At 44.0% G+C, this 22,730-nt stretch carries 29 protein-coding genes; 6 read left to right on the top strand and 23 right to left on the bottom strand.

Going from position 1 to position 22,730, the window contains the following annotated elements:
• Window positions 1–66 precede the first annotated feature (66 nt).
• Together thyA and ACCI49_RS00455 are read right to left on the bottom strand one after the other, a co-directional pair.
• Entirely contained in the window at window positions 67–936 is an 870-nt protein-coding gene (thyA, locus tag ACCI49_RS00460) for a thymidylate synthase (RefSeq protein ID WP_371836995.1), read from the bottom strand.
• A gap of 67 nt (window positions 937–1,003) precedes the next feature.
• Window positions 1,004–1,228 (bottom strand): hypothetical protein, encoded by a 225-nt coding sequence (locus ACCI49_RS00455; RefSeq protein ID WP_371836994.1) that lies wholly within the window; start codon window positions 1,226–1,228, stop codon window positions 1,004–1,006.
• 250 nt (window positions 1,229–1,478) lie between these two features.
• Here ACCI49_RS00455 and ACCI49_RS00450 point away from each other — a divergent pair, with 250 nt between their 5' ends.
• Complete coding sequence (locus ACCI49_RS00450; RefSeq protein ID WP_371836993.1) at window positions 1,479–1,925, top strand: hypothetical protein; 447 nt, start codon at window positions 1,479–1,481, stop codon at window positions 1,923–1,925.
• A 121-nt stretch (window positions 1,926–2,046) separates the two neighbouring features.
• Here ACCI49_RS00450 and ACCI49_RS00445 read toward each other — a convergent pair whose 3' ends face one another.
• The 15 genes from ACCI49_RS00445 to ACCI49_RS00375 form a co-directional block, all read right to left on the bottom strand.
• Window positions 2,047–2,394 carry a hypothetical protein gene (locus tag ACCI49_RS00445; RefSeq protein ID WP_371836992.1) on the bottom strand — a complete coding sequence of 116 codons (348 nt, stop codon included), beginning with the start codon at window positions 2,392–2,394 and terminating at the stop codon, window positions 2,047–2,049.
• A 328-nt stretch (window positions 2,395–2,722) separates the two neighbouring features.
• Entirely contained in the window at window positions 2,723–3,037 is a 315-nt protein-coding gene (locus ACCI49_RS00440) for a hypothetical protein (RefSeq protein ID WP_371836991.1), read from the bottom strand.
• A 169-nt stretch (window positions 3,038–3,206) separates the two neighbouring features.
• The gene (locus ACCI49_RS00435) at window positions 3,207–3,533 is read right to left on the bottom strand and encodes a hypothetical protein (protein ID WP_371836990.1); all 327 of its coding nucleotides are present in this window, start codon (window positions 3,531–3,533) and stop codon (window positions 3,207–3,209) included.
• A 339-nt stretch (window positions 3,534–3,872) separates the two neighbouring features.
• On the bottom strand, window positions 3,873–4,178 hold the full coding sequence (locus tag ACCI49_RS00430; RefSeq protein ID WP_371836989.1) for a hypothetical protein: 306 nt from the start codon (window positions 4,176–4,178) through the stop codon (window positions 3,873–3,875).
• Between the two features lie 69 nt (window positions 4,179–4,247).
• The gene (gene rnhA / locus ACCI49_RS00425; protein WP_371836988.1) at window positions 4,248–4,751 is read right to left on the bottom strand and encodes a ribonuclease HI; all 504 of its coding nucleotides are present in this window, start codon (window positions 4,749–4,751) and stop codon (window positions 4,248–4,250) included.
• A gap of 161 nt (window positions 4,752–4,912) precedes the next feature.
• Window positions 4,913–5,152, bottom strand: coding sequence for a hypothetical protein (locus ACCI49_RS00420; protein WP_371836987.1), 240 nt, complete (start codon window positions 5,150–5,152; stop codon window positions 4,913–4,915).
• A 54-nt stretch (window positions 5,153–5,206) separates the two neighbouring features.
• On the bottom strand, window positions 5,207–5,425 hold the full coding sequence (locus ACCI49_RS00415) for a hypothetical protein (protein ID WP_371836986.1): 219 nt from the start codon (window positions 5,423–5,425) through the stop codon (window positions 5,207–5,209).
• A 513-nt stretch (window positions 5,426–5,938) separates the two neighbouring features.
• Entirely contained in the window at window positions 5,939–6,190 is a 252-nt protein-coding gene (locus ACCI49_RS00410; protein ID WP_371836985.1) for a cold-shock protein, read from the bottom strand.
• A gap of 79 nt (window positions 6,191–6,269) precedes the next feature.
• Window positions 6,270–6,467, bottom strand: coding sequence for a hypothetical protein (locus ACCI49_RS00405; RefSeq protein ID WP_371836984.1), 198 nt, complete (start codon window positions 6,465–6,467; stop codon window positions 6,270–6,272).
• Window positions 6,468–6,547: 80 nt separating this feature from the next.
• Window positions 6,548–7,003: a hypothetical protein gene (locus ACCI49_RS00400; protein ID WP_371836983.1), complete on the bottom strand. Its 456-nt coding sequence runs from the start codon at window positions 7,001–7,003 to the stop codon at window positions 6,548–6,550.
• Window positions 7,004–7,045: 42 nt separating this feature from the next.
• Window positions 7,046–7,462, bottom strand: coding sequence for a hypothetical protein (locus ACCI49_RS00395; RefSeq protein WP_371836982.1), 417 nt, complete (start codon window positions 7,460–7,462; stop codon window positions 7,046–7,048).
• Between the two features lie 116 nt (window positions 7,463–7,578).
• A complete protein-coding gene (locus tag ACCI49_RS00390; RefSeq protein WP_371836981.1) occupies window positions 7,579–7,845 on the bottom strand; it encodes a hypothetical protein in 267 nt (88 codons plus the stop codon).
• Window positions 7,846–7,916: 71 nt separating this feature from the next.
• Window positions 7,917–8,342, bottom strand: a complete 426-nt coding sequence (locus tag ACCI49_RS00385) for a hypothetical protein (RefSeq protein WP_371836980.1) — start codon at window positions 8,340–8,342, stop codon at window positions 7,917–7,919.
• Between the two features lie 85 nt (window positions 8,343–8,427).
• Window positions 8,428–9,045, bottom strand: a complete 618-nt coding sequence (locus tag ACCI49_RS00380; RefSeq protein ID WP_371836979.1) for a hypothetical protein — start codon at window positions 9,043–9,045, stop codon at window positions 8,428–8,430.
• A 142-nt stretch (window positions 9,046–9,187) separates the two neighbouring features.
• Window positions 9,188–10,189 (bottom strand): hypothetical protein, encoded by a 1,002-nt coding sequence (locus ACCI49_RS00375; RefSeq protein WP_371836978.1) that lies wholly within the window; start codon window positions 10,187–10,189, stop codon window positions 9,188–9,190.
• A gap of 374 nt (window positions 10,190–10,563) precedes the next feature.
• Between ACCI49_RS00375 and ACCI49_RS00370 the strand changes: the two genes are divergently transcribed.
• Window positions 10,564–11,817, top strand: a complete 1,254-nt coding sequence (locus ACCI49_RS00370; RefSeq protein ID WP_371836977.1) for a hypothetical protein — start codon at window positions 10,564–10,566, stop codon at window positions 11,815–11,817.
• Between the two features lie 127 nt (window positions 11,818–11,944).
• Here ACCI49_RS00370 and ACCI49_RS00365 read toward each other — a convergent pair whose 3' ends face one another.
• The 4 genes from ACCI49_RS00365 to ACCI49_RS00350 form a co-directional block, all read right to left on the bottom strand.
• A complete protein-coding gene (locus tag ACCI49_RS00365; protein ID WP_371836976.1) occupies window positions 11,945–12,211 on the bottom strand; it encodes a hypothetical protein in 267 nt (88 codons plus the stop codon).
• An 88-nt stretch (window positions 12,212–12,299) separates the two neighbouring features.
• Complete coding sequence (locus tag ACCI49_RS00360; RefSeq protein ID WP_371836975.1) at window positions 12,300–13,448, bottom strand: hypothetical protein; 1,149 nt, start codon at window positions 13,446–13,448, stop codon at window positions 12,300–12,302.
• Between the two features lie 60 nt (window positions 13,449–13,508).
• Window positions 13,509–14,393: a hypothetical protein gene (locus ACCI49_RS00355; protein WP_371836974.1), complete on the bottom strand. Its 885-nt coding sequence runs from the start codon at window positions 14,391–14,393 to the stop codon at window positions 13,509–13,511.
• A 117-nt stretch (window positions 14,394–14,510) separates the two neighbouring features.
• Entirely contained in the window at window positions 14,511–14,906 is a 396-nt protein-coding gene (locus ACCI49_RS00350) for a DnaB-like helicase N-terminal domain-containing protein (protein ID WP_371836973.1), read from the bottom strand.
• Window positions 14,907–15,452: 546 nt separating this feature from the next.
• On the opposite strand from ACCI49_RS00350, the gene ACCI49_RS00345 reads away from it, so the two are divergent.
• From ACCI49_RS00345 to bamE, 3 genes are all read left to right on the top strand, one after another.
• Window positions 15,453–16,148 (top strand): hypothetical protein, encoded by a 696-nt coding sequence (locus ACCI49_RS00345; RefSeq protein WP_371836972.1) that lies wholly within the window; start codon window positions 15,453–15,455, stop codon window positions 16,146–16,148.
• A 3-nt stretch (window positions 16,149–16,151) separates the two neighbouring features.
• Window positions 16,152–16,805, top strand: coding sequence for an RES family NAD+ phosphorylase (locus tag ACCI49_RS00340; RefSeq protein ID WP_371836971.1), 654 nt, complete (start codon window positions 16,152–16,154; stop codon window positions 16,803–16,805).
• A gap of 1,111 nt (window positions 16,806–17,916) precedes the next feature.
• A complete protein-coding gene (gene bamE / locus ACCI49_RS00335) occupies window positions 17,917–18,339 on the top strand; it encodes an outer membrane protein assembly factor BamE domain-containing protein (protein ID WP_371836970.1) in 423 nt (140 codons plus the stop codon).
• A gap of 212 nt (window positions 18,340–18,551) precedes the next feature.
• On the opposite strand, the gene ACCI49_RS00330 is transcribed toward bamE, so the two are convergent.
• The gene (locus ACCI49_RS00330) at window positions 18,552–19,733 is read right to left on the bottom strand and encodes an ATP-binding protein (protein WP_371836969.1); all 1,182 of its coding nucleotides are present in this window, start codon (window positions 19,731–19,733) and stop codon (window positions 18,552–18,554) included.
• A gap of 154 nt (window positions 19,734–19,887) precedes the next feature.
• Window positions 19,888–20,508: a restriction endonuclease gene (locus ACCI49_RS00325; protein WP_371836968.1), complete on the bottom strand. Its 621-nt coding sequence runs from the start codon at window positions 20,506–20,508 to the stop codon at window positions 19,888–19,890.
• A gap of 459 nt (window positions 20,509–20,967) precedes the next feature.
• On the opposite strand from ACCI49_RS00325, the gene ACCI49_RS00320 reads away from it, so the two are divergent.
• The gene (locus ACCI49_RS00320) at window positions 20,968–22,653 is read left to right on the top strand and encodes a DUF4942 domain-containing protein (RefSeq protein ID WP_371836967.1); all 1,686 of its coding nucleotides are present in this window, start codon (window positions 20,968–20,970) and stop codon (window positions 22,651–22,653) included.
• Window positions 22,654–22,730: the final 77 nt, after the last annotated feature.

Genomic DNA, 22,730 nt, shown 5'->3' with positions numbered 1-22,730 from the left:
GCCCCACTAGGCTGGCGAACCAATAGGGGCGTTATGACTTAGAGGGTGTTTTATCTGTTGAACCTTTTAACACGCGAATGGGTATTTTATAGCAGGGTGATGTTCATAGCCCTCCACCCAAAATTGTTCCGGATCTTGAGGGTCAACCCAAGTTTCTAAATCGTTAAGTGTTTTTATTCTGTCTGAGATATGCAGGGTCGGCTGTTCAAGAGGAACCCGCTCAACTTGCTCCCGCATCAGCTCAATTTGATTGTCATATATATGGCAATTCACTAACTTATGAAACACCTTGCCAGGCTTCAAACCGCTTATTTGAGCGATGATTCTGAGCAAGAATACAGTTTGTGGCATGTTAAATACTAACCCTAGCGGCACATCAATGCTTCGCTGATAGCTGGTAAGGTATAAAGTACCCTCTAGCACACTGAAATGATGAGTATGCATACACGCATCAAGTGCCGCACGATCTAGTTCCCCAGGGTTATGAAATGTCATAATTAAGCGTCGGTTGTCATACCCGGCTTTGAGGGCGTCAACTACCTTATGTAACTGGTCTACTTTTCCACCTTCGGGATTCCGCCAGTTGCGAAGCTGGACACCATACGCCCGACCTATATCATCTTTACCCTTGCGGTGAGGGTTGTCTAACCATGCGGGAGTCTCGTTGGCGTTGGCAAACCAAGTGTTACAGCCAATTGATGCAAATTGATTAGCGTTGTCATACCCCCGCAAATATCCGATCATCTCCGCTACTGCATTACGCCAAAAGGCTTTACGAGTGGTCACCAAAGGGAACCCTCCTCCACTAGCGTCATACTCAAAGTCAGCATTAATTACCGTCAGGCACCCTTTATTGGTCCGCTGGTTCTTAATCAGCACACCTTCCTCAAGAATTCGCCGGCATAAAGCTAGGTACTGCTGCTCAGCTGTTTTCATAACATACACCCCCAACATTCCTTAAATTGATCCACCAGAACTCAGAATAAAACCTAACGACACTTGGTTACCACCAGGCTATGGCCCAAGCGCGTTTACGCTCAGGGCTAACGCCTGGGAACATCAGAAGAGCACCTAAGCCAATCAGTAATAGGGGTACACCAGCTGCAGCAGCAATACCAATACAGATAGCGGCACATACGCAGATGAATAGGCCTAACTTCAACACCTGCCAAATCAGCAGCATAACTAGAAAAGCTTTACTTCTACCTCCAAGATTTACCTGTTTCATGGGCGCCTCCGCCGTTTCGTTATCTACAGCTTTAATATAACCCGTCTTAACCAGGTTCAAAATCAAATGGAAATTGACCAAAATCTACTAGAACTTTCATTTCCACCTAATGACATAACTATTTGAAATTGATTGAAGGCTAATATCATGCCAAACAATTAAGAGTTATTAAAACTGCGAAGTAATTCCTTTGCCATACCGTTATTTGCACTTAAAACCTTGAGGTCATCAATACATAGGGGAGCAGCTGATGAATTATGTCGCTACAGATAAATCACCAATTAAAATCATTACATATACAAAAGACGGAGGGGTTAAGGAAACGGTAGTCTCGAAAAAGATCCTAATATTCATCGCTTCAGTTTTTCTTTTTGTTGTTTTGGCTAAAGACCCGATAATCACAGCCGCTTCAAGGTATGAGCAATCAGTGGAACTGGAAAAATTGCGACCGGAGATGACTTTGTTAGCAGACAATGGTCAAAGTCAAGCATCTTTGTGGCTCGTCAAGCACTATTACCAAGAGGAGAATGGCCGACTTCCGGCTTTAATATCAAAAGGGATTCCTGAGGCTCTGTTTATTCAAGGCGCAAAAAATATCTATGATGGACAGAAGGTTCTTGGGGAGAAACTGATATCTGAAGCAGCCGCACAAGGGTTTGCTCCAGCAGTTAAATACACATTGCGAGAGTTGAAATAATTTTAGCTACTCGCGATGTTTGATTGATAGGACAGTAGACCGCCATATCCCGGCGGTCTAGGCTATAGAAGAAAGTTCACTTACGATCTGCGGTTCACCCCCATATGGATACTCACAAGGCCTAGCTTTGGTTGCGAACCATTCGGGTGCCTCTGATCTTCTCTTCAACCTCTGCAGCAAACGCTTTTGTACCTACCATTACTTCTTCTGGGCTCATATCTAGGCCTGTACTAAATGATGAGGCGGTTAAGATATTTTCTCCCTCTGTGACGTACTGAGCAGACAATCTACCAGGGCAGTCGAAGAAGGGGTTAAACCAAGCTAGGCAGGTATTGGGGCCAGCCAGTGTATCGTACTCTCTTTGAGCAACTGCAAAAGTATTTATGCCATCAGTTGCTACCCACCCTAACCCTACAAGGGTTTCAACTATTACTGTTCTGAATTGGTTAACCTTTTCTATCTTAGTCATTGAGGATTCCTGATAAGTGCTTCTTATGAGCACCACAAAGTATCCCTTCTGATCCCCGTTGCAACTCGCCTGGAAAATGTACGATAATTTTTTAGTAGAGACGTATTGATAGCGTATTGGCTTAAGCCTGGTACGAGTTATGTGAAAGGCCGTAGCAGTTGGTACCGTAGTTTGGCTTCTAGAGCTACTAGGTCCGTCCTACTCCCTTAGTATTCTCGTAGGAAAGTTAATGGACAGCAGTACTTAGTACAATTCAAGTGAAGATCCGTGCAATTTGGTACATTTTGTATGATTGAATTGAAGGGGGCTCTCCCCCCCCTTAGTCTGGTCAAATAGCATTTGTTGCGCATGTAGCGGTTTGATTGAACATACCATTTACACCGTGTAAATGCTCCTCAGCGCTGAAACCTACAAGCTCTCCTTTTATGATGCGATCCAACACCCCCAGGCCTACCTCTTGCCACTCTTTGTCAACAGGGTCTTCAAGACCGAACTCCAGCTGCTCCCAGACTGACTTCATACCCTTAGCAGCATCTTTAATGTTTTTGAACTTCTTGCGCTCACCGTTATAAAGAAAGGAATGAATACTGTTTACGACATCTTTTAGAAAGGACTTTGTGAATGAAGTGCTTTGATTTTCCATTGAATCACCTTTTGGCTGTATGGCTACCGAAGTAGGCCTGATTAATTGATGAGTTCAACGTAACGCTCTCGGGCAAGGAGACAAATCTAGTAGAACCCTCCCTACCCACTCAATGTTGTTATGATGATGTGGAGCTAAGCCAACCAAGCGGGTTCAGCTGTGAATCTTATTAAAGGTTATGATTAGCCCAAAACGGGTCGCCTGTTTCATAGAGTAGAATTTCGACAGCTCTTTTAATCGCGCTTGATCTTCCGACATCCCTGTTCCAAATATCTTCTATTACAAGTTGCCATCCTACTATCGACTTGCGCTCACTTGAATAAACACATAAATCACCCTTAACAAGGTGGTAAGTATCTGCTCCAGGAAATCCACGTCCTTCACTAACTCGAACTACAGAGTAGTCTGACTGCTGATACACAATGTTTTTTTTGGGTACCTCAATCCAATCCGGCTGGCGCTCAAAATTCTTGATGCAGTTTTTATATTTAAACACTTCTGGTCACCATGAAAGTCTTCCTGAGATGAAGCGGAGAACGTAAAGTATTTTTTAAGGCTGTCAAATTGATAAGGAGGTAAGCGACACCTTCGACGCTAGATCAAAGGTGTCGTAAAGCGGGGCTTAAAGTTGAGGTCTTCTCAATCCTCCGGGAACATTGAGAGGTCAAGGCTTGCTAGCTTAGAACGAAGAGAAAGTACAGCTGGATCTTTATTAGCGGCAGCAGGCCCTTCCAAGCAACCTTTCTTTCCGTTGGCTCGTTTAACCTCCTGGATCAGCTGCGACTCAATTACAGAGCGAGCCTTAATATAATCATCAAGTAGCATCGCATAGATCTCACTTGTAATATGTCAACTGTTTAGTATCAACACATTCACCAACTACCCAATCAAAATCTTCATTGAACTCTTCCTCATTCCATTCAGGATCGTCCTTGTAAATAGCTTTATATATACGAACTTCGACTTCCTCCCCGTCATTAACACTGTTACAGTCACAATAATCCTTGAATTCTCCAGATGTTTGGAAGACTTCTAATGCCTTTTTTGCAGTTTCACCCTCTCCGTAAAAGGCAATCTGTTCTTCAGTATCAATCTCTGAAGTAGCGACATAGCCTGTTCCTGTCACTTTAGTAGCTTGCATATCATCACCTGTATTCTGAACTGAGAAAATGAAGGCCGACTTTCACATAGTCAGCCATTAAAATTAATATTACTCAACCAGCAGGTTTTGTCCCTTCGTTGACTTGTTGGTTACTGGTTGCCCGATCGCGCTAGTTGCTAATCTATCAGCACGTTCATTTCCGGGGTGGCCGGCATGACCTTTAACCCAATGCCACTCCACATTGTATTTTGAGGATATCTTTTCAAGGCTCCTCCATAGGTCTGCATTCTTTACAGGCTTCCTACTAGCTGATTTCCAACCATTACGTTTCCAATTTTTTATCCAGTTAGTGATACCTTGCCGCACATACTGCGAGTCCGTATATATCTCTACTGCGAGCTCTTTTACAAAACCACCCTTCTGTTCAACCTTTTCAAGAACTTCGAGGGCCTTAATTGCAGCAAGCAATTCCATTTTGTTGTTTGTGGTCTCAGCATCACCTCCGCTAATCTCATACTCCCAGTCAGCATGCTTTATTACAGCACCCCAGCCACCCGGGCCTGGATTACCACGGCATGCGCCGTCCGTGTAGATAGTGATATTCACAGTCATAATGGCTCCAGCTTCGTTTCAGGAAATAGTCACCCCCAATGGATGACCTTATTGATAAGCTCAACGTATCGAAAACTATTGTTCAGGCAAACTGAGTGGAAAGCAGGGTATAGAGACCAATAGGTAGTAAGCTCAACTATGTATAGCTCATGAAAAGTATTTCAGGTCCTGGTTACTCTTAAACCTCTACTGATTTGTTTTGCTCTATAAGACCTTACAAGAGCATTATTCAGGGCCCTTCGTACATACTTGATGCTATGTTCCTCTTCATATGTACTAACCCCAAAAATTCTCTCAAGCTCTCCGCTAATTTTTTCAAGCTCTTTTTCTAATGCATCCAGCTCTACTTCAACTGATGAAAGGCTAGGATCGACTGGTCGCAAGTTGACGATTTTATTCATGTTTTTTAAGGAACTCTTATCTGAGATTAAGATATTAAAGCCCTTTTATCCCGATTAGTAGGCCAAACTCGCAACCTCTCTCATTTCATCGATATGGGACGCTGTGGAATTCTTAAGGGCTTCAAATGCACGTCTAATTCTCTTTTTGTTATTTCCCTCAAGAATTCCCGTGCTTGCATAACTAATCCCATATCTTGGATGCTCTGGCTTCCACCTTCTAAGTTCACAAAGAAGGATGGTGTGACCAGATTTAGTTTCCGCTTCCTCTCTCATATTTCCTATATCCCTATACTTGTTACCATTGTTTTACGCTGCCTGGATGCTTGGGGGTGCACATCCCATCAAGTGGGAGAGGATGTTCAAGCTATGTCGCAGCTGAGGAGCTCCATTGCCACTGGTTTAGCAATCAGGCTCATATCCGTCTACTAATGCCTGCTATAAAGTCAGTCAGCCCTCATTGGATTGCCTTATTGAGAGGCTCAAAGTATCGAAATATTATATCGAGGCAAACTGGCTGGAAGGAAAAGAGAGTGTGAGGGAATCCGCCTATCAGAAGTAGACGGATAATCCATTGATGTAAGAGCGAAATCTAACTTCCACTTAATGTTCTTTGAATGTTCTATTTTTTAGTAGTGCTAGCAGTCAGGTAATCAACAGCATCATATAAACCTAACTTATTAGCTATTGTGTACAGATCTACCAATTGACATTCTACAGAGTCTTGGCGCTGTGGAAGTTGCGGCAGGGTTTTTAGCAAATCATTCACTTCCGTTGTCTTCAAAGCCCTTATGTCATTACGCCGATATGCGCTGGTTTTCCGTATTCTGAAAAGCCCTGGCTGGGGAACTTTTCAATTGTCACATTTTTCGCCACAAGTCCTCGGTCACTTGCGTGACATTCAAAATTAACTACGGCGCCTGGCTTTAGGTAATGACAATTCTGAAGCTCAGCCTTTCTCACAAAAACATCAGGCCCATTCCCGTTCTCGAGAAACCCATAACCCTTACTTCTGATCCACATTTTAACTACAGCCTGCATACAGCGATCCTTTTTAACATCTATGATATATAAACAACTGCCTTATAGCCGGTGTTATCAACCCCAGGTATACATCTACCTAATCAGTTCTCTTGATATCCTCACTAACAAATACACCTGTTCCGTCATGAACTAAGCGCTGCCCATCTCTTAATACCACTGGAGGGTGTTTGTATCTCTCCTCATGCAGCCATGGATCAATATTCGCAGCCATACCACACTCAATACAATTTTCAACATTTTCAATGTTAGTCTGACTTTTCATTCCTATGAACATTGGCCACATCCTCTTGTTTCAGGCTTTACTTTAGTTACGCGCTAAACTACTTATATAAGTCTTTATTGGGGGTGACATCCTTAAGTGGTTACTAAGGCGACTAAACAACCCTCAGTACGCCAAGTGTAACGACCATACTTTTTTACTTGCAGATTTAGCTCAATAAGGGCCTGTTCGAAGTAATCCCCATCTTTAAAGCCAACATCTTTCTTATTAATTTTACTAGAAATTAATTTACCATCTATCCATACACCTGAAGCAGCATAATCACAATATACTTGATTCAGAGTTCCCTCTATGATTCCTTTCAGTATCCCCAGCATAATTTCAACTTCATTTTCACGAAAGGAAAACTTCGAACCACATTTAGAGCTCATGAAGTAACCGCAAGCATTGGCTGATATACACCAATCACCTACCCAAAAGAAATCGTTAGCGAATGGCTTTATCTCCAACTTTCGAACCTCGGCCTCCAACACCCCCAAATCCATTGGTAATCCTTTAATACTTATTGGAATTTCTTTCGATTGACTCATGAAACGCGCCTAACTTAATCCTTGTGTTAGCTATACTTAGTATTATGCCTGAACTTTATTTTGCAGTGCGGCTTTTAAATCCACTTCCAGCTGCTCGATCCTCCATGCAGCCTGATTTGTTAGTTCATCGGCTTCTTCACTGGCCCACAGACGCTCAGTTAGAGTCTTAGTGCTTGATAGTTTTTTCAAGTAATAGTGAATATCATACGTATCACTACCACGCTTCACATCATGCACATTATCTGAATCATCAAATAACTCTGGAGCCAACCTTCCATCAACCCCGTAGATTGCTAGCTCGAAGTTATCACCATCCGGCACAACTGAAAGTTGGTACCGATCTTCAAACTCTACCCGACCCCCTTGGTCACCTATGGATAAGACCTTAAAGCCACACGAAATGCTATCCTCTATTTCTGAAAGGGCCTCCATTAGCACCATATAAATTTTGTTTTTCATATCAATCCCCAAGAAATATACAGACTCTTTCAAACCATCGAACCAAGCTCAACAACTCTGAACTTTATCGCTTACAACGTAACTTAAAAACCACACACATCAAGCCAAGTGGAAATTCAGACTTCGGTACTTCCTATCCAGCAGGCCATCCCTAAGTTCAACGTTTCACTGGGTGGGATTAAATAGGCATCCCCTACATCTAACAGATTGGCGTATAGGGTGAGCTCATTGTGATTCCAACCACCTTTCGGAGCTGAAAATCGTAACGCCTGTAAACTATCATTGTTGCTGTCAAGCTGTCCTAAAACCAAATCGTAAGTTTCAAGGCCCGCTAGAATGTCTGGCTCTCCAGGCGATTTGATATCTGTAACAAACGTTAACACTCCATTCTCCTCTTCTTGATTTGGTAGAATTAATGCACGCCGACCACTGCCGGCGCTCGCAACACTTAGAGCTAACCTTTGCTGGCATTTTTAGCAGCATGCGCTCGCTCGCTGGATTCAACTCCTTTCTCCGTCCAGCTAGCCTGGGTATGACTAAATTGACGCGCATACCCTAACTCTTGTGCACGTAACACCAGACTACGTTCCTCGCTCGTAACTGCTTCCCCCGACGTGTTAAACTTTCTAAGAGCTTCAGCTAAATTTTCAAACTCATCTACAGTAAACTCTGGCTGGCTGAAACGTACATCAAAAGAATCAGGCCAATTTTTATTTTGCGACTTAAATTCAGCAACATCTGATTTTTTTGATACACACTCATACTTAACAGAGCCGCCAACGGCAGTTGGAAACATTACCGCCAAACCAACCTTTACATCAGCCTCGGTCACCGGCTGCCCATTGATGTGCTTCATTTGATCCAAGTTAGTAGTTGCCATACGATCTCTCCAAATATTCGCGCCACCCCGAACAGGTAGCGCTTTGTTATGAGTCCAAAGTACTCAACTACTTTTAGAGCGCAACTCAGGCGGAAAGGAGATCATGTGGTACTTTGTTGTCTTCCAAAAACGAAATAACTTCAGCAAGATCGGTACAGCCCACCGGAATTCTTCTATCTGGAATTAAAGGGACTGTTAAACCTGCTCGCTTAACAAGCTTATAATAATGTATATCCTTCGGGTTGTACTCAATCCCCTTAGAATCTAAATAAGCATCAATGTCTTCAAATAACTCAATGTTATTATCGGAAAAAACCACTAAGCGCCTCTTCTCCGTCTCAAAAACAAGAGCCTCACCATTTGTCCATATAGTCGGGTTATGCTTAAAAAAATCTAGCCACGGATTATCCACTGACAGATCTTTCAATAAGGCCCAATGCCAAATGACGGTGCTTTTGTTTGGCGTAATGCCAAGCCCTTCCAGGAAGAGACAGCGTTCTGCCAAGCCCTGAAACTGTTCAGCGTTACACGAATCATAAGGGGATCGATAATACTCAATCTTTTGCCCCTTCCAGAGAATATTACCAGCAGGATCTGCCTGCATATGTTCCACACCATGCAGCCAAGGCCCACTAGATTCAGCGCCAGATACGCGCTGGTAAACGTTTTCACTCTTTCTCAGAACTGCGTTAGTAGCTACCATTTCAAATCTCCCTTGAAATATTCGGCACCCCCAGCAGGCGCCCTCCTGACAAGAATCCAAAGTACTCAACTAAATTCAGGGTGCAACTCAATTGGAAACCAGGAAATTTCAATACAAAATTTCCAAGGTATAAAAAATAAAACTATCCTTTTTGAGCCACCTCAACAGCTTTGCTTCGTTTATGGTACTCACCGCAAACACCAACCTCCTTATGATGTAGAACCCAGGAACCCCATAATCTGTTATATCTAATCTTATATTCGTTTACTTTCAGATATTCCCTTGATGCTTCTTCAAGAAGGCGACTCCAGGCCTTTTTGCCCTTCTTCGTCAAGCTAGAATGACAAGGGCTAAACTGGTTGCGGACATACCCTGCTTCTTGTGCTCTCTTCACTAGACTATGCTGCTTGCTTGTTACCTCAGGCCCACTTGTTAACGACTCAAATTCTAATTGCTCAATGTTACCTACCGCTTCAACCAGATCCTCAAACTCATCCAGAGTGAAATCCGGTACCGAGCGCCCATCAATTTGATAAAGGTCACGGGGGACATGATATTTTTCTAACAATGAGACAACCCTAGCAAGAGGGACATCAACAATATCTAGTAGTTCTTTCTGGCCTTCTTTCGGAGTATCAAAACCAGCCATGCGTAACTTATCGCAGTCGACTTCTTCCGGGTCGCACTCATATCCTTTGGACTCCAAAAAAGTACCAATGCTTTTAAAAAACTCAATATTGCCACTGGTAAAGATTGCTAGGCGATTTTCTGCCATCACAATAGCCAGAGAGCCATCACTTTCCCATAGCCTTGGAGCATGCTTAAAGAAACCCAACCATGGATGATCGGAAGTCAGATCTTTCATCCAATTCCAGTGCCATATAGCGGTCTCTGTACCTGGCCTAATACCGAGGCTCTCAAGGTGCAGACAGCGCTTTGCAAGATCCTGAATTTCTTTAGCGCTCGACGATTCATAAGGAGAATCGCAGTGCTCAATATGCAGACCTTTCCAGTAAACATAACCGGCAGAATCAGCTGTCATATACTCCACACCATGCAGCCAAGGCATATTACGTTCACTGCTAGGTGCGTGTTGGTAAATTTCTTCATTCTTTGTCAGAACTGCATTATTAGTAGCTGCCATTTCAAATCTCCCTTGAAGTAATCGGCACCCCCAACAGGCGGTCTCTTGCTATGAACTCAAAGTACTTAACCAACATTAGGGTGCAACTCAACAGGAAATTACAGTTCTTTCCACTCAATTCTTATCTTTTTTCCTGTACCTGCATGGCAGCAGCAGATTGGGGGTGTTTTATAGATTCATAAAAACCAACAGAGACATCTAATCACTTTATAAAGCTCGCCCCCAAATTACCCACAGTATTATTTTTCTCTCACAACGTGCAGCGGTGCGGCATGATTAGCGCCTATGTAAAATAACTTGCCTACCAACCATTGACATAAATTGCTTACAGAGATATGAGAGTATGCAAATTCATATACTTAACAGTAAAAACTATGAACTCACCTACCTCTAGCGTAAATATTGAAAATAACGGTGCACCGACCTCTCAAAATGACTCATCCATAGGGAGCGAAGGGAAGCTAAAAGCCCTCCTAACTGCCGTCAATAGCGGTGATTTCAATCTAGTGTCTGAAAAGCAAAGTCTTAATCTGGAAAAGGAGAAACTTGAGACGGGGTTTTCTGGGAATAGAGTAATTGATGGTTTGCTGAAAACCGACGATGACAAAGCCCAGGAAAAGGATTTTACCGCAAGACGCTTAAACGATATTAGTACCAATGGCGCACACACTCTTTCAGATCAAACATTACAATCTGAAATCGATGACGGTGGTCGGAGTCTAGATCCAGAGAAAGTATTGATTGCGCTCCAAGGGGGCCACGTTTCCGTCGAGGTGTGCCAGCAGTATTTTAAGGGTAAGGACGCTGAGGATATTCTATCTATTTGTGAAGACAACCTGGTTAGGCATAACAAAGAACTTGGGAAAGCTGTAGAAGCAAATGCTAGTAAAGAGTTGGCAGATCGAGACGTACTCCAAAGGGCTCCTATAGTTGAGAAGTGGGAAGAGAAGCTACGCACCAATGACCTATCCCAAGAAGAACCGGCTCCGAAACTTGATTCAAGCGAACCTGACAGCGCTGAAGAAGTTGCAACACAGAATGTCCCTAACTCTAATCAAATGCAACAGACAAACCTGGTAGGGGCCGTAGGACACGCTTTTGGCCGTATACTGAATGGAGTTTTTGCCGGTGTTGGTATGGCTATTGGTGCCAGCGTTAATGCCTTAAAAGATGATACGCCAGCATTAGATGGCCAGGATCAATTAAGCCCAAGGACCCGCTTTTCTCCCGCTGCATTAGCTGCTAATGACTCCCTTAATCCCTCTAGCATTGAGTCATGGAAGAAGGAGAGGGTTGATTCGGAATTTAAGGGACTCCAAAGGGATATAGAGAATCAGCTAGAGTCTATCCAACCTCCCGGGAGCATGAAAAAAGAAGCGGATCCAACACAGCTCATTGACAGGGTTAAAGATAGAACAACACGCTTATCCGAAATGCTTCGTGATTCACAATCAGATACCGGCCCACTGGAAGCATCTATACATGAGTGGCAGGAAAAGGCTAAAAAGAAATTTAATAGCCTTTCAGACGGTGATGACATCCAAACTGGTTATATCATGGATAAAATAAATGCTGTGCTAGACCTGTTTAGGGCAAAGGACAAGCAGCCCTCTATGGCGCTAAAGTAATCCAAAGCACGTAATGATTACTTTACACATCTGGGGGTGTCAATTGTCTACTCTAGCACTACTCACACAAATTACTTTTAGTCTGCCCTGAGCTTGTTGCCACTACTTAAAACTAAACTTTCCTTGTTTATTGTTGAGCTTCTACCTCTTCGGTCGGAGCTCCATAAAAGCTTCGGTAAACTTCGTGTTCCTCGGTTTGTGCAACCAAGCCCATAGGTAGAAGAAGTTGGCGCTCCCATGAACCTGGACGACGGCTACCATCCGCAATGCTTGAGAGGACATAGGAAATTAATTCGCTAACGGTTCCAAACTCATTGGGAGCTCCATGCTTTTTGTGCATCTCTACTATGTACTCAAATTCCTTAACTACGCTCGGATTTATTTCAATTTTCACTGGCCGGACCCTCAGATAAAGCTAATTGTATCGATATGTGCCAACTAAAACCCCATACAAGCATGCATGCAATACCCTCAATCTCCGTTCATGCGGCCCAGTGCTTGTTACCGCTGCCCCAGGTATTGCTTACTGCTCTTGGCATATTACGGGCATAGCCACCATTTTTTGACAGTGCATCTTTACCCAAAACATAACCAGCCAAACTAAATCCAATGACTGCTAGCGTGGTTTTTGCAGCTTCCCAATGGTCCAGAGCCTGTTGGAAATCATCCCAACCGGTGGCAGTTACCCCACCCCCAATACCATACTTGGCGAGTATTAGAATTGCTTCTGTCCGCGCATCTTGTCGGGCATCTGAGTTTCTCATGTCAAAGCTATTGATATTCACTCCAATCAAGTGCATCCCTGCATCTATACAGAACTTTTCTAGGTCTTTCTTGCGGGTATTTCCACCACGGGGGTTGGAGAAAAACACACTCTGCTGGGAGAGTTTATTTTGCTTTGCTACTAGGTCACTTATGCCTGGCTGCTTTACCAGGCACTGTAGAGCTTTCACAAAAGTACCTGCGCCCTCACCATGCACCAACCAATGGATACGGGCATTATTGGCCTGAGCCTGCTGGATAAGTGCTGTGAGGGCCTGACTGTTGGGTGACTCTTTATGTTGGCCGTTTTGCCAAAAGAGGGAGTAGTGCTTTCCATTACCGGATAAGTCGTGGGAATTTAGAGCCCCATTGTAGGCATTGGCAATATGCGTGATTAGCAGCCGGCCGGCCTCCTCTTTACTATCAAACTTACCGCTAACAGCTGCGTAATGTGCATTGTTCCAGTGATGGCTATGATCCATGCTGGTTTGTCGATGTGAGCTCGTTTTCCACTCTCTTCTATTTTTCTTCACCTGATACAAGCCTGTAGCTTGATTCATTTCAGGTGCTGAAATACTGCTATCGATATTTAAGCCGTATATCAGGACATCGCCATCAGTATCTATCTGGTAGTTGATCTGCGCTCCATCCAAGTTCAGAGCACAGAGGCTGTTCTCGCGCCCACCGGGGGTTATAGCCAAACTGTATACAGCTCGCACTAAACTAGTTTTGTAGTAGTTGCCAGGATGCTCGCGCTTGAGTAGATCCCAGATAGGGTAGTGCTGCTTAAGCACATAGACACTGCGATTGATATTGAGGTTTTCGCCTTGTTCCACGATGGCTTTCCAGGCGACACTCCCTGATCTCATAGCTGCTCCTTGCTATTATCGAGTTTTATGGTGCTTTAGGTATTGAGTACGCTTAAAACCTTACATCTGCCAAGCTGGAGGCGGACTGCCAGGCTTAGTGATAATAATGTCACCACCAAACTCCCCTCCTCGGCGCCACTCGGGATAAGTCCAGGCCTCAATTCCCCGCTTATCACTAGCTCTGGCCTCTGGCCACCGCTCCTGCGCCTGTAATAGTTGTGACTGAGCTCCACTACCGAATTGAATAGAGACACTATCGCAGACTGCATCACGGATACTATTCATGGCAGCGAGGCAAGGCTTTACTGGCGCATAGCCCAGATAACGGAAATGAAGATCAACGTAATGACGCCGATCTATAGGAATAAAAAATTCACTAGAAAAGTAGGTACGGTAGTAAGGGTTTGCCTCCAAACTCTGGAGGGGATGATCGTCATGCTTCTCAAAAAAGATAGCAGTTGCCCCATCCAGCTTGCGCAGCTGCCAATTAAGGGGAGCCTTTTGCACATAATCGTCAGGGTGGCAGGGCCCCCAGTAATACAGACTGCGCATGATCACTTGCTCAAAGTGCTGTGGATTAAAGCAACTCATATTGCTGGGCAACTTGTCATGACGATTCAATGTCAGCACATAATCAATCGTGCCGATAGGACGGCCACGCCATATGGGGCCAAACAGCTCCCAGCTGCGCTTCATTAGCGTCTGGCTGGCCACCCCCTCGCGCTTCCAGTCTTCATAGCCACTATCATCAACGTAATTGCTGTTATCAAAAATATTGATGCCTTGTGGTGCCTCCTGGCTGGAATCGCCAAAGCTGTCATGACAGGAGTTTGGCGGAAGGCTGAATGCCAGCTGGCTGCCAGATAGATCGATAGCAATGGTTTCACTCTCACGGCGTCGAGGGATAAAGGGACGCTGACGTGAGGCAAATAGGCGAGATAGCATGTACAAATCAATCCTTTGAACATTCCTGAGCAGATCTTACTATTTTTTTTTCAACAGCACACTTTGACCGCTCCTAGCATCTTGCTGCTATTCAGGGGTAAATAGGGACCTGCCAACCTAGCCGGCAGCGGTGATCATCTGGCGCAAAGTGGAGCGCTCACTCACTATCTTGGCATAAGAAACTATATGCGCTGCAGAGAGAGTATTCGCAACCAAACTTTCTAGGTAAGCGGGACCGCCCACTTGGCTTATTAGATCGCGGCGGTCTAGCGCCTCAGCGAGGGAGTCGATATTTATGGACAGCTCATCATCTTTCATCTCGCGAATTACCGCAAAGATATTGCGATGGCTCATACTAAAGAAATCTTCTTTATCCAGTTGTTCGGTGACCGCATCGATACGGTCTGGATCCGATATCAGGCCACCAAGAACAAACCGCTCTGCCTCTAGTGAATGCGGTTGCGGTAAACTATTTACTTTATTAGCCGTGTTTCCATCGGTCGTTATTTCCACTTCTAATCCCCCTATACTTTCAAATTTGAATAAGCCCTATTCCTGTAGGTCTATTTGACGAAATCTAGGAGGAGATTGCACGAAGCTTTTTTAACTTATTGATATGTTATTTTGTATCAGTGATATTGATGGCTAGAAATAAAAGAATATGTGTGGCTATTTTTATGACCTTTAGTTAGGGCACGCCCTTCCCAGATTCCAGTAAGAGATACACACCTTTCCGTAAACCAGTTGGCCTAAAGCCCATCAACTTCTATATCGGCAAGCGCTTAAACTGGGCTTTCACACCTTTAAATATGCGACTACCGACTGAGCAGTCACAAATTGCACGCAACCTGGCTACTGGTACATCGTCGTATATATAAGCCAAACCATTATCTATCCGAGCCTGCCCCCATCAGGACCAGGTAATGCCACCTTCCGAAAGGCAATCGCCCGGTAAAGGCCATTTGATCACTTGGTGATCGGCAGTAATATCGCTATACTAACGGCATGTAACGTCGTTACACATCGCAAATCTCAGGTTTCAGGAAAGGTGGGACCGATATGAACGGAGTAAGCACAAAAGTAATGATGGCCGGAGGGGCTGAAAAGAGCCTGCCAGCACGAAAAGGTAGCTCAAAAGTAGGTGGTAAGCATAGAAAGGCCGTCAGCAAGCAGCTCTTGAGCGAAGGCGTTGATCTGGATCGCTTGTTAAAGGTTGCAGCCCAACTTAAAGAATTGGGGGTGGAACCCAACGCCTTACTAGATCAGGCCTTGGAGGATATGGCTAGTAACGATGCTCCAGCACAAGGGGGCCTTACTAGAGCTGAACTTGGAGAGCTAGCAGCCGGTGGAGCAAAAGAGCGCGCCAGCGTAGTAGATATCCTTCGTGCCAGAAGTGATACGGCGAGTGAATACAAGAAACTATATGGTGAGTCTCTAACCACAAAAGAAGCTGGAGATAGACTAGGGGTTAGCCCTTCACGTATTCGGCAGCTGGTACTGACAGGAAAGTTATACGCGATCGGTACGCAGCAAGATCGCCGACTACCACTCTTCCAGTTTGATTCAAACGGACCGCTGCCTAACTTACCCATGCTTCTTGAGATTGTCCGCGACTGGCACCCATTGGCTGTACACCGATTTTTTACAAGCGCTAGTGAAGAGTTAATAGGTCCAGATGGTCAGCCATATACCCCGGCTCAGTGGTTAGTGAGCGGCGGGGATCCGAAAATGGTAATTGAATTGGCAGAGGTTTAATGGATGCCGAAACTACCGCGTACACCAGACATAAAAAAAATAGAAGAGACTCCTCCTGAAGTTGTGGTACTAGAGAAAGGATCGAGGATATTTCGGATTTACAAGCGCGGCGGTCGGGGCAAATCGAGCTGGGGGGGATTTCGGTATTACGGGCCAACGGGCAATCGCTTTGATCACCATGAAAGCGACGAGGGGAATAACTCCTATGTACAAGCAAGGGGAATTCTCTATGGTGCACTGGGAGAATCTGCAATAGAAACCTGCCTGGCTGAAGTTTATCAGGAGAAGAGATTTGTAGATCGTGAAGGCAATCAACCAGCCTTAGGTATCTTTATGCTTGATCGTGATGTTCAATTGCTGGACCTTACGGGTCAATTCCCAACAAGAGTTGGGGCTTCACAAGCAATTAATACTGGCACAAGATCATCAGCAAGAAACTGGTCCAAAGCCTTTTACAAATATTACGCTACCGTAGGCAAGATAGAGGGGCTTTTGTACAGTTCCAGCATGAATGGTAATGAGCCCTGTGTAGCATTATATGAGCAGGCGCAAACGGCAATACCCGATGATCCGACATTCAATCGTCTGCTTTGTGACCCTGACCTAGAGGAGATACTTCTGCCGATAGCTAAGAAATTAGGTTACGAAATGGGCTGATTTGTTACAAATCACTTTTGTCCTCGGCGTGTATGCTCCCAGGACTTCTTCTTTGTTAGAGCGGTGAATTTCCATTACTGCTCTACAGGTCGCCTTTTGGTATACGTCTCGTATTCGGAGCACTTCAGGGGTTGGCCTGTTTCGTGATTCCAAACTAACGCCATCGACTCAAGCTTAGTTTCACTGCCACTTAAGTAGACTGTATTCAGGTGACAGTAGTGCTGATAATCCAGATGAGAGCCAGATTTGGTAATCCTCTTCACCTCTCCTATATATCTGATCTCGCCTGGATCGAAGTCACTACTAAGGCCTTGATGTGGTATCACGAATAAGAGAGCTATTAAATAACTAATTTTCATCTCCCCTAAGTGCTCCTTTCCCTAATAAGTGACGTAAATCCGCAATCAGCACAGGTGCCATTAAATTCTTTCATGATGCTAGTCCCACCCAACTCAACAACATAGGCATCGGCAGATCTAAAATATGAGGCAAAACCTCGCTTTTCATTTTCGGGTATCTTGGTGTGAAATATTATATCCCAATATCCAGATCGAAGCTCTGAAAATCGCTCTATTAGCTCTGCTCGGTTAAGTCGCCTTGCCATCTTCCTATAATCCTCATAATTTCTTTGCTGCTAAGGTGCTTTCCCTTGTAATCTTGAAATACAGGCACCAGATAGCCTAAGAACTACGACACCTTAATAAAAGAATGATACTTACACGAAAGATGATCCGATAAAATTATTTTCATATCGTTACAGTTGATCTCAACGTCAGACTTACAAGGAAGTCATCCCCGTTCCCACTAAATGACTCTTTAAATTATCCAATACGCTTCAATCGATTTAAATATACTTAATCACCCCCATACTCACTGCATCGCCACTCGAAGTAAAAAGTGAAACCTTTTTCTTTTACATAAAAATAATAAAGCTCACAGCTTGCAACACGCAGCTATTCAGCATGAAAGATTTTTTTTAGAGAAAAATATGCCTTTTTGTTAACTTGGCAGCTATATAGCCTTGTTAAATCCCTATGCCGTAAAAGATAATCTAATTTCTTGATCGGAAAAGCTTCTTACTTTTTAAAACTATTTTAAGGGAAACCTTTACATGAAAATACTTGTTTTCTTGTGTACTGCACTTCTGATGACGGCTTGTGCCAATGTCCAACAGGGCACACAATTTACGGCTGATGATATTAATTCTTTTCAACAAGGCGTAACCACCAGTGATCAAGTCCGTACAAAATTGGGAAGTCCAAATTCAGTCACCAAGGGAAACTTTGGCGAGGAAATTTGGACTTACTACTATTCGGAAGCTAAGAGTAATGGTGCTGAATGGATTCCGGTTGCTGGCTCATTCCTGACAAAAACAGAGTCGGTTAGTCGAAACGCTCAACTTATTTTTTCCCCTGGCGGAGTTCTTAAAACCGTCACTTACTCCGAATCAAATGGCGGTAGCGATAAAGAACTTTTCATACCCCCCCCTAAACAAGCAATCACGAAAGAGTCGGTGAGTAATAAAGATTCATAAGTAAATCTTGAGCTCGATAATATAAAAAGCCCCAATAAAGATTGTTGGGGCTTTTTTTGCACGTGAGTTTCCCTTCCTCAATACCTCCGTCGCCGGCACCGTGAGTTGTCCCACTGGAGCGTTATAAACGGGCTGCTAGGCTTAAAGATTTTAAGTCCATGTGTTTCCTATATTGATGGACATAAGGGCTCGCTCTAAGCACAAAATGTCCATTAAATAGTTATATGTAATTGGATTGGGCCGTTGTATTCCCCACCGGAAGACCGCCAAACAATTTGCCCTTCGGGCACTTCGGCAAAAACTCGTGGATCGAGTTTTGATTGCTTTGCATAAAGATCGTTATCTTCAACTCTAAAGATGGCTTGTGCAAAATCCAGATCGAAAAATGTCTCGTAATCCGACGCACTGGAATTCTGCTCTGAGATATGAACGGAGGCACCCAGTTCAATTAGCTCTCCAATGTGCTTATTGCAGCCGGAAAGCACAGAAAGGCTTCCTAGTCCGTCTATCACCACATGCACTGAGTTTTGAGAGGTTCGTGCAGCCTTGGCAATTTGCGCTATAAGCAGACCAAGCTGCTCTTTGAGTATTCCTGGTGCCTTTTCCATACCATGCAGATGAGGGACGAGATGATGGACGCATACACCTTGCCGCCAAAACACTTCTTCAACGGGTGTCTTGTCCGTTTGATCGAGGTTGTTTACAAAAAAAGCATGAGCACGGTAGCTTCCATCTGCGGCAATACGTAGTGTTTGAGCTGACTCTAATGACCTGAACGTATCAATAAAGAACACGACGGCACCATTACGAATGGCGTCAGCTGCCAGCGCTAGCGCAACTGTAGATTTGCCATAACCTGCTGAACCAGTAAGCAGCAGTCTAGGAGCAGCCATAGGCTGAATTTCTTTGTTATCAATAGTCCCCTCTAGTAGCGGTATGTAACAAGGAACTATCGAATTATCGTACCCATCTGGATGCCTCGCCGAGGCTGGATGGAGAAGCTGAAGTACGCGATGAAGTATGAGCTTGCCAAAGTCGGTCAGTTTGACCTCTTTTTCACGACTGGAAGCCAAAGAGGGGCGCATTTTAATTAGCGGGGCGTTTTTAGTGACACCGCTGAACAGGCCAAAATCTCCTTGAAGCTGCTTTAAGGATCGAGATATTCGATGATTAGCCGCTATCGGAGATTTTTCTTTAAGCGACTTTATACTTACCCATGAGTCCTCCGAACTAAGAACACCTATGGCGATAAGCAATTGAACGCTTTCAATGTTTAGTTTTTCACCAAACGACGTTAATAGATCTAGAGACTCGCCGAGTACATCTAATTTTTGCGCTGTAGGGGATGAGGTTGTTGAGCGTTTCCAGCCTACAGCGCGTAGCCATTTTTTCATACGGAGACCCCCTAAATAATAGTTGCATTTGTGCAACTATTGCATAACTGCAACAGTTGTCAATATACAACGTTATCTCCGTTCTTCATGGATAGCTAAGGCTCCCTGCAAGTAAGAGTCACCTTCTTAGCGGTTGATCGATACCTAGACTATCTCAACGCATAGCCTTTGGCTTGTTAAGCCTATTTCCAAATAGCGATAATTCCTCACCGTCGAGGAAGCTTAAAATACGATCTACGCCACTAAGGATCTCCATATGATCATTCGACCGGAAAAACTCCATAATGGGGGTTGAGGTTTTACCTGTATGGATAAAAAGCCCTTTGTCATGGCGTCTGTTGTGATTAACCAAGCGATCAAGTTCAACCACATGAGCTTTCGATATCCGGCCCTTATATCGTTTTGCCTGTATCACGACAAAATCATCATTAATCGTCACGAAGCCGTCGCTACCGCCATCTCTAGTCATCTTGGTTCGGATAATGGGGTAGCCTCGTTCCTCAAAGCAGCTCATTAAAATCTCTTCCCAGAGGAAATGATCCACTTTTCTTATGTAGGTGAAACGCTGCACAGGGGTGTATTTGTCTTTGTTGGCCCTGAATTGTCGCAGCCATTTTTTGGATGCCGCTATTCTCCAGGGCTTTCTTCGTTTAAGCGGGTAAGAGCCTAGAAATACAAAGGCAAATAATGCAGCAGCTAAGACAACGTATAAGGGGACAGAGTGGCCGAGGAACAGCACATCGTAGCTTGCGAGCAAAGCGAGAAGTTGTTCCATGTTAATCCCTATCGTTTACTTCATAAGGAGCAAATCAACTACCTAAAGGCTCAGGGATGGCTTTATCCAATGAGTGCTCAGAATGCCAATGTTTAAAGGCAGGCTAATAAGATGCCCCGATGGCCTGCAAGCAGGTGGTACCCATCGGGGCTACTTACCACTTAGCGAGGAATTGCTATGAGGTAAGGGCTCCATTGTCAAAGTATGGTGTTTCTGTGTCAACTGGAAGACCTCAGCATAAGTACCCTCCTCCTCGTCAGATTAGCCTGGCGATTAGCGGTCTCAGTGGTTAGGCCAAGTCAGGCGAGGGTAAACCCGTAGTCGTTTTACATATTCAAACTATCAGAAGCCTTTCTTTTGCAAGTAAAAGCGTTGCTATACCCGCATTATGCGGGTATAGTGATTTTAGTTGGTGTTGGTACCACCAGCTATCGATATAAAACTTAGCGAGGAAAAACAATGCAGAAACTACCCTCCACCGAAACCTCACCATCCGTTTCATCACTGGTATCTCAAATTAAGGCCCAAGATCAAGATTTTGAATGGTATCCAACCACAGAAGAAATCCTTAATGCAGTAAAGCGTGATATTGATGAAATGACCAATAATTATGCTATCGAATCCAACCCATCAGTTTTGGATTGTGGTGCCGGTGACGGGCGAAGCCTAATGTATCTCACTGATGGCAAGCGGTATGCCATCGAAAAAGCGGAACCTTTGGTTGCCGCTATGGATCATTCTATCTTCGTGATTGGTGCTGAATTTCAGCAACAAATACTGATAGACAAATCTGTTGATATCGTATTTTGCAATCCTCCCTACAGTGAATATTCGGTGTGGACAGCAAAAATCATTCGAGAGACCAAAGCGGGTTATGCCTATTTTGTAATACCAGAGCGCTGGGAGTCAGATAGAAATATAGAGAACGCTTTGATGTTGCGTAACGCAGAAGCAAAAGTGATCGGCAGTTTCGACTTTCTTAATGCTGAACGACAAGCCCGCGCCAAAGTGGCAATCGTCAAGGTCCAGTTGGCATCACGCGGTTCCAATAGGCGTGATTGTTCTGCTGATACCGACCCCTTTGAGTTGTGGTTCGATGCGAATTTTGACATCAAGACATCGGAGGATAAAAGTTATAACGAAAATATTGATATAAGCCCTTGGAAGGAACGTTTGGATCAAGCACTAATTGTTGGATCAGATGTAGTCACTGCTCTAGTCAGTCTTTACGAGCATGATATGGATTTGCTGGTTAACAATTATAAATCATTAGAAACTCTTGATCCGGTGCTATTAACAGAGTTGGCTGTGAGTTTAAGGTCTGTGAAAGAAGGATTGCGCACAAAAATTTCAGGGTTGAAAAATAAGTATTGGCTAGAACTTTTTAACAATTTAAACACGATAACCAGCAAGCTCACTAAATCGACACGTGAAAAATTGCTCAATACGCTTACATCACACACTGATGTTGATTTCAATGTATCTAACGTCTATGCCGTTGTTATCTGGGTGATTAAGAACGCGAACTATTATTACGATGATCAACTTGTATCCATCGTTGAACGAATGGTGGAGCGCGCCAATGTTACTCTTTACAAGTCTAATCAACAGATCTTCCGCGACGAGGACTGGCGCTACGTTCGAAAACCCTATAACCTGTGCCGTTTTTCACTCGAAACTCGTGCTATTCTTCAGCATGAAGGCGGTCTATTTATTTCTGAGTGGAATTGGGAAAAGTCTAAATACAACGGTCTTTCCGAGCGGGCGTATTGGTTTTTGGTGGATATTCTCATAGTTGCAAACAATCTTGGATTTGATACGACTGACAATACACGACCTATGGATTTTACGTGGGAAGCTAACAAATCCTGTGAATTTTATTACCGTGATCACCATACCCAAAAAGACATGATCTTAATGAATGTAAAAGCCTTTATGAACGGTAATCTTCACATCAAATTTAATCAGGCTTTCATGTGTCGTTTGAATGTAGAATTTGGCAGGCTCAAGGGTTGGTTAAAGACAGCCCAAGAGGCTGCAGAGGAGATGGATATTTCCGTTGCAGAGGCAGCTGATTGTTTTAAAACAAACTTTAAATTAGAGCCGTCTAACATTCTGAAATTAGGTTTTCAGAAAGCTGCTTAAGTAGTAATAGAGCCTCGGAGGTCTTCGTCAAGTAGACCTTACCGGGGCGACTTACCATTGAGTGAAGAATTATTGTT

Origin of the sequence: Microbulbifer epialgicus (genome assembly GCF_041447265.1) — a bacterium.
GTDB classification, from domain to species: Bacteria; Pseudomonadota; Gammaproteobacteria; order Pseudomonadales; family Cellvibrionaceae; genus Microbulbifer; species Microbulbifer epialgicus.
The sequence above is the reverse complement of the archived record's forward strand: the minus strand, read 5'-3'. Positions and strand labels throughout refer to the sequence as shown.

Excerpts from the sequence above, each read along its gene's own strand:
- ACCI49_RS00455 (WP_371836994.1), bottom strand. The coding sequence starts at position 1,228 with ATGAAACAGGTAAATCTTGGAGGTAGAAGTAAAGCTTTTCTAGTTATG.
- ACCI49_RS00330 (WP_371836969.1), bottom strand. The coding sequence starts at position 19,733 with ATGAAAAAATGGCTACGCGCTGTAGGCTGGAAACGCTCAACAACCTCA.
- ACCI49_RS00405 (WP_371836984.1), bottom strand. The coding sequence starts at position 6,467 with ATGTTCATAGGAATGAAAAGTCAGACTAACATTGAAAATGTTGAAAAT.
- ACCI49_RS00440 (WP_371836991.1), bottom strand. The coding sequence starts at position 3,037 with ATGGAAAATCAAAGCACTTCATTCACAAAGTCCTTTCTAAAAGATGTC.
- ACCI49_RS00400 (WP_371836983.1), bottom strand. The coding sequence starts at position 7,003 with ATGAGTCAATCGAAAGAAATTCCAATAAGTATTAAAGGATTACCAATG.
- ACCI49_RS00415 (WP_371836986.1), bottom strand. The coding sequence starts at position 5,425 with ATGAGAGAGGAAGCGGAAACTAAATCTGGTCACACCATCCTTCTTTGT.
- ACCI49_RS00345 (WP_371836972.1), top strand. The coding sequence starts at position 15,453 with ATGAACGGAGTAAGCACAAAAGTAATGATGGCCGGAGGGGCTGAAAAG.
- ACCI49_RS00385 (WP_371836980.1), bottom strand. The coding sequence starts at position 8,342 with ATGGCAACTACTAACTTGGATCAAATGAAGCACATCAATGGGCAGCCG.
- ACCI49_RS00325 (WP_371836968.1), bottom strand. The coding sequence starts at position 20,508 with ATGGAACAACTTCTCGCTTTGCTCGCAAGCTACGATGTGCTGTTCCTC.
- ACCI49_RS00380 (WP_371836979.1), bottom strand. The coding sequence starts at position 9,045 with ATGGTAGCTACTAACGCAGTTCTGAGAAAGAGTGAAAACGTTTACCAG.
- ACCI49_RS00445 (WP_371836992.1), bottom strand. The coding sequence starts at position 2,394 with ATGACTAAGATAGAAAAGGTTAACCAATTCAGAACAGTAATAGTTGAA.
- ACCI49_RS00450 (WP_371836993.1), top strand. The coding sequence starts at position 1,479 with ATGAATTATGTCGCTACAGATAAATCACCAATTAAAATCATTACATAT.
- ACCI49_RS00395 (WP_371836982.1), bottom strand. The coding sequence starts at position 7,462 with ATGAAAAACAAAATTTATATGGTGCTAATGGAGGCCCTTTCAGAAATA.
- ACCI49_RS00355 (WP_371836974.1), bottom strand. The coding sequence starts at position 14,393 with ATGCTATCTCGCCTATTTGCCTCACGTCAGCGTCCCTTTATCCCTCGA.
- rnhA (WP_371836988.1), bottom strand. The coding sequence starts at position 4,751 with ATGACTGTGAATATCACTATCTACACGGACGGCGCATGCCGTGGTAAT.
- thyA (WP_371836995.1), bottom strand. The coding sequence starts at position 936 with ATGAAAACAGCTGAGCAGCAGTACCTAGCTTTATGCCGGCGAATTCTT.
- ACCI49_RS00375 (WP_371836978.1), bottom strand. The coding sequence starts at position 10,189 with ATGGCAGCTACTAATAATGCAGTTCTGACAAAGAATGAAGAAATTTAC.
- ACCI49_RS00340 (WP_371836971.1), top strand. The coding sequence starts at position 16,152 with ATGCCGAAACTACCGCGTACACCAGACATAAAAAAAATAGAAGAGACT.
- ACCI49_RS00430 (WP_371836989.1), bottom strand. The coding sequence starts at position 4,178 with ATGCAAGCTACTAAAGTGACAGGAACAGGCTATGTCGCTACTTCAGAG.
- bamE (WP_371836970.1), top strand. The coding sequence starts at position 17,917 with ATGAAAATACTTGTTTTCTTGTGTACTGCACTTCTGATGACGGCTTGT.
- ACCI49_RS00360 (WP_371836975.1), bottom strand. The coding sequence starts at position 13,448 with ATGAGATCAGGGAGTGTCGCCTGGAAAGCCATCGTGGAACAAGGCGAA.
- ACCI49_RS00370 (WP_371836977.1), top strand. The coding sequence starts at position 10,564 with ATGAACTCACCTACCTCTAGCGTAAATATTGAAAATAACGGTGCACCG.
- ACCI49_RS00420 (WP_371836987.1), bottom strand. The coding sequence starts at position 5,152 with ATGAATAAAATCGTCAACTTGCGACCAGTCGATCCTAGCCTTTCATCA.
- ACCI49_RS00410 (WP_371836985.1), bottom strand. The coding sequence starts at position 6,190 with ATGCAGGCTGTAGTTAAAATGTGGATCAGAAGTAAGGGTTATGGGTTT.
- ACCI49_RS00320 (WP_371836967.1), top strand. The coding sequence starts at position 20,968 with ATGCAGAAACTACCCTCCACCGAAACCTCACCATCCGTTTCATCACTG.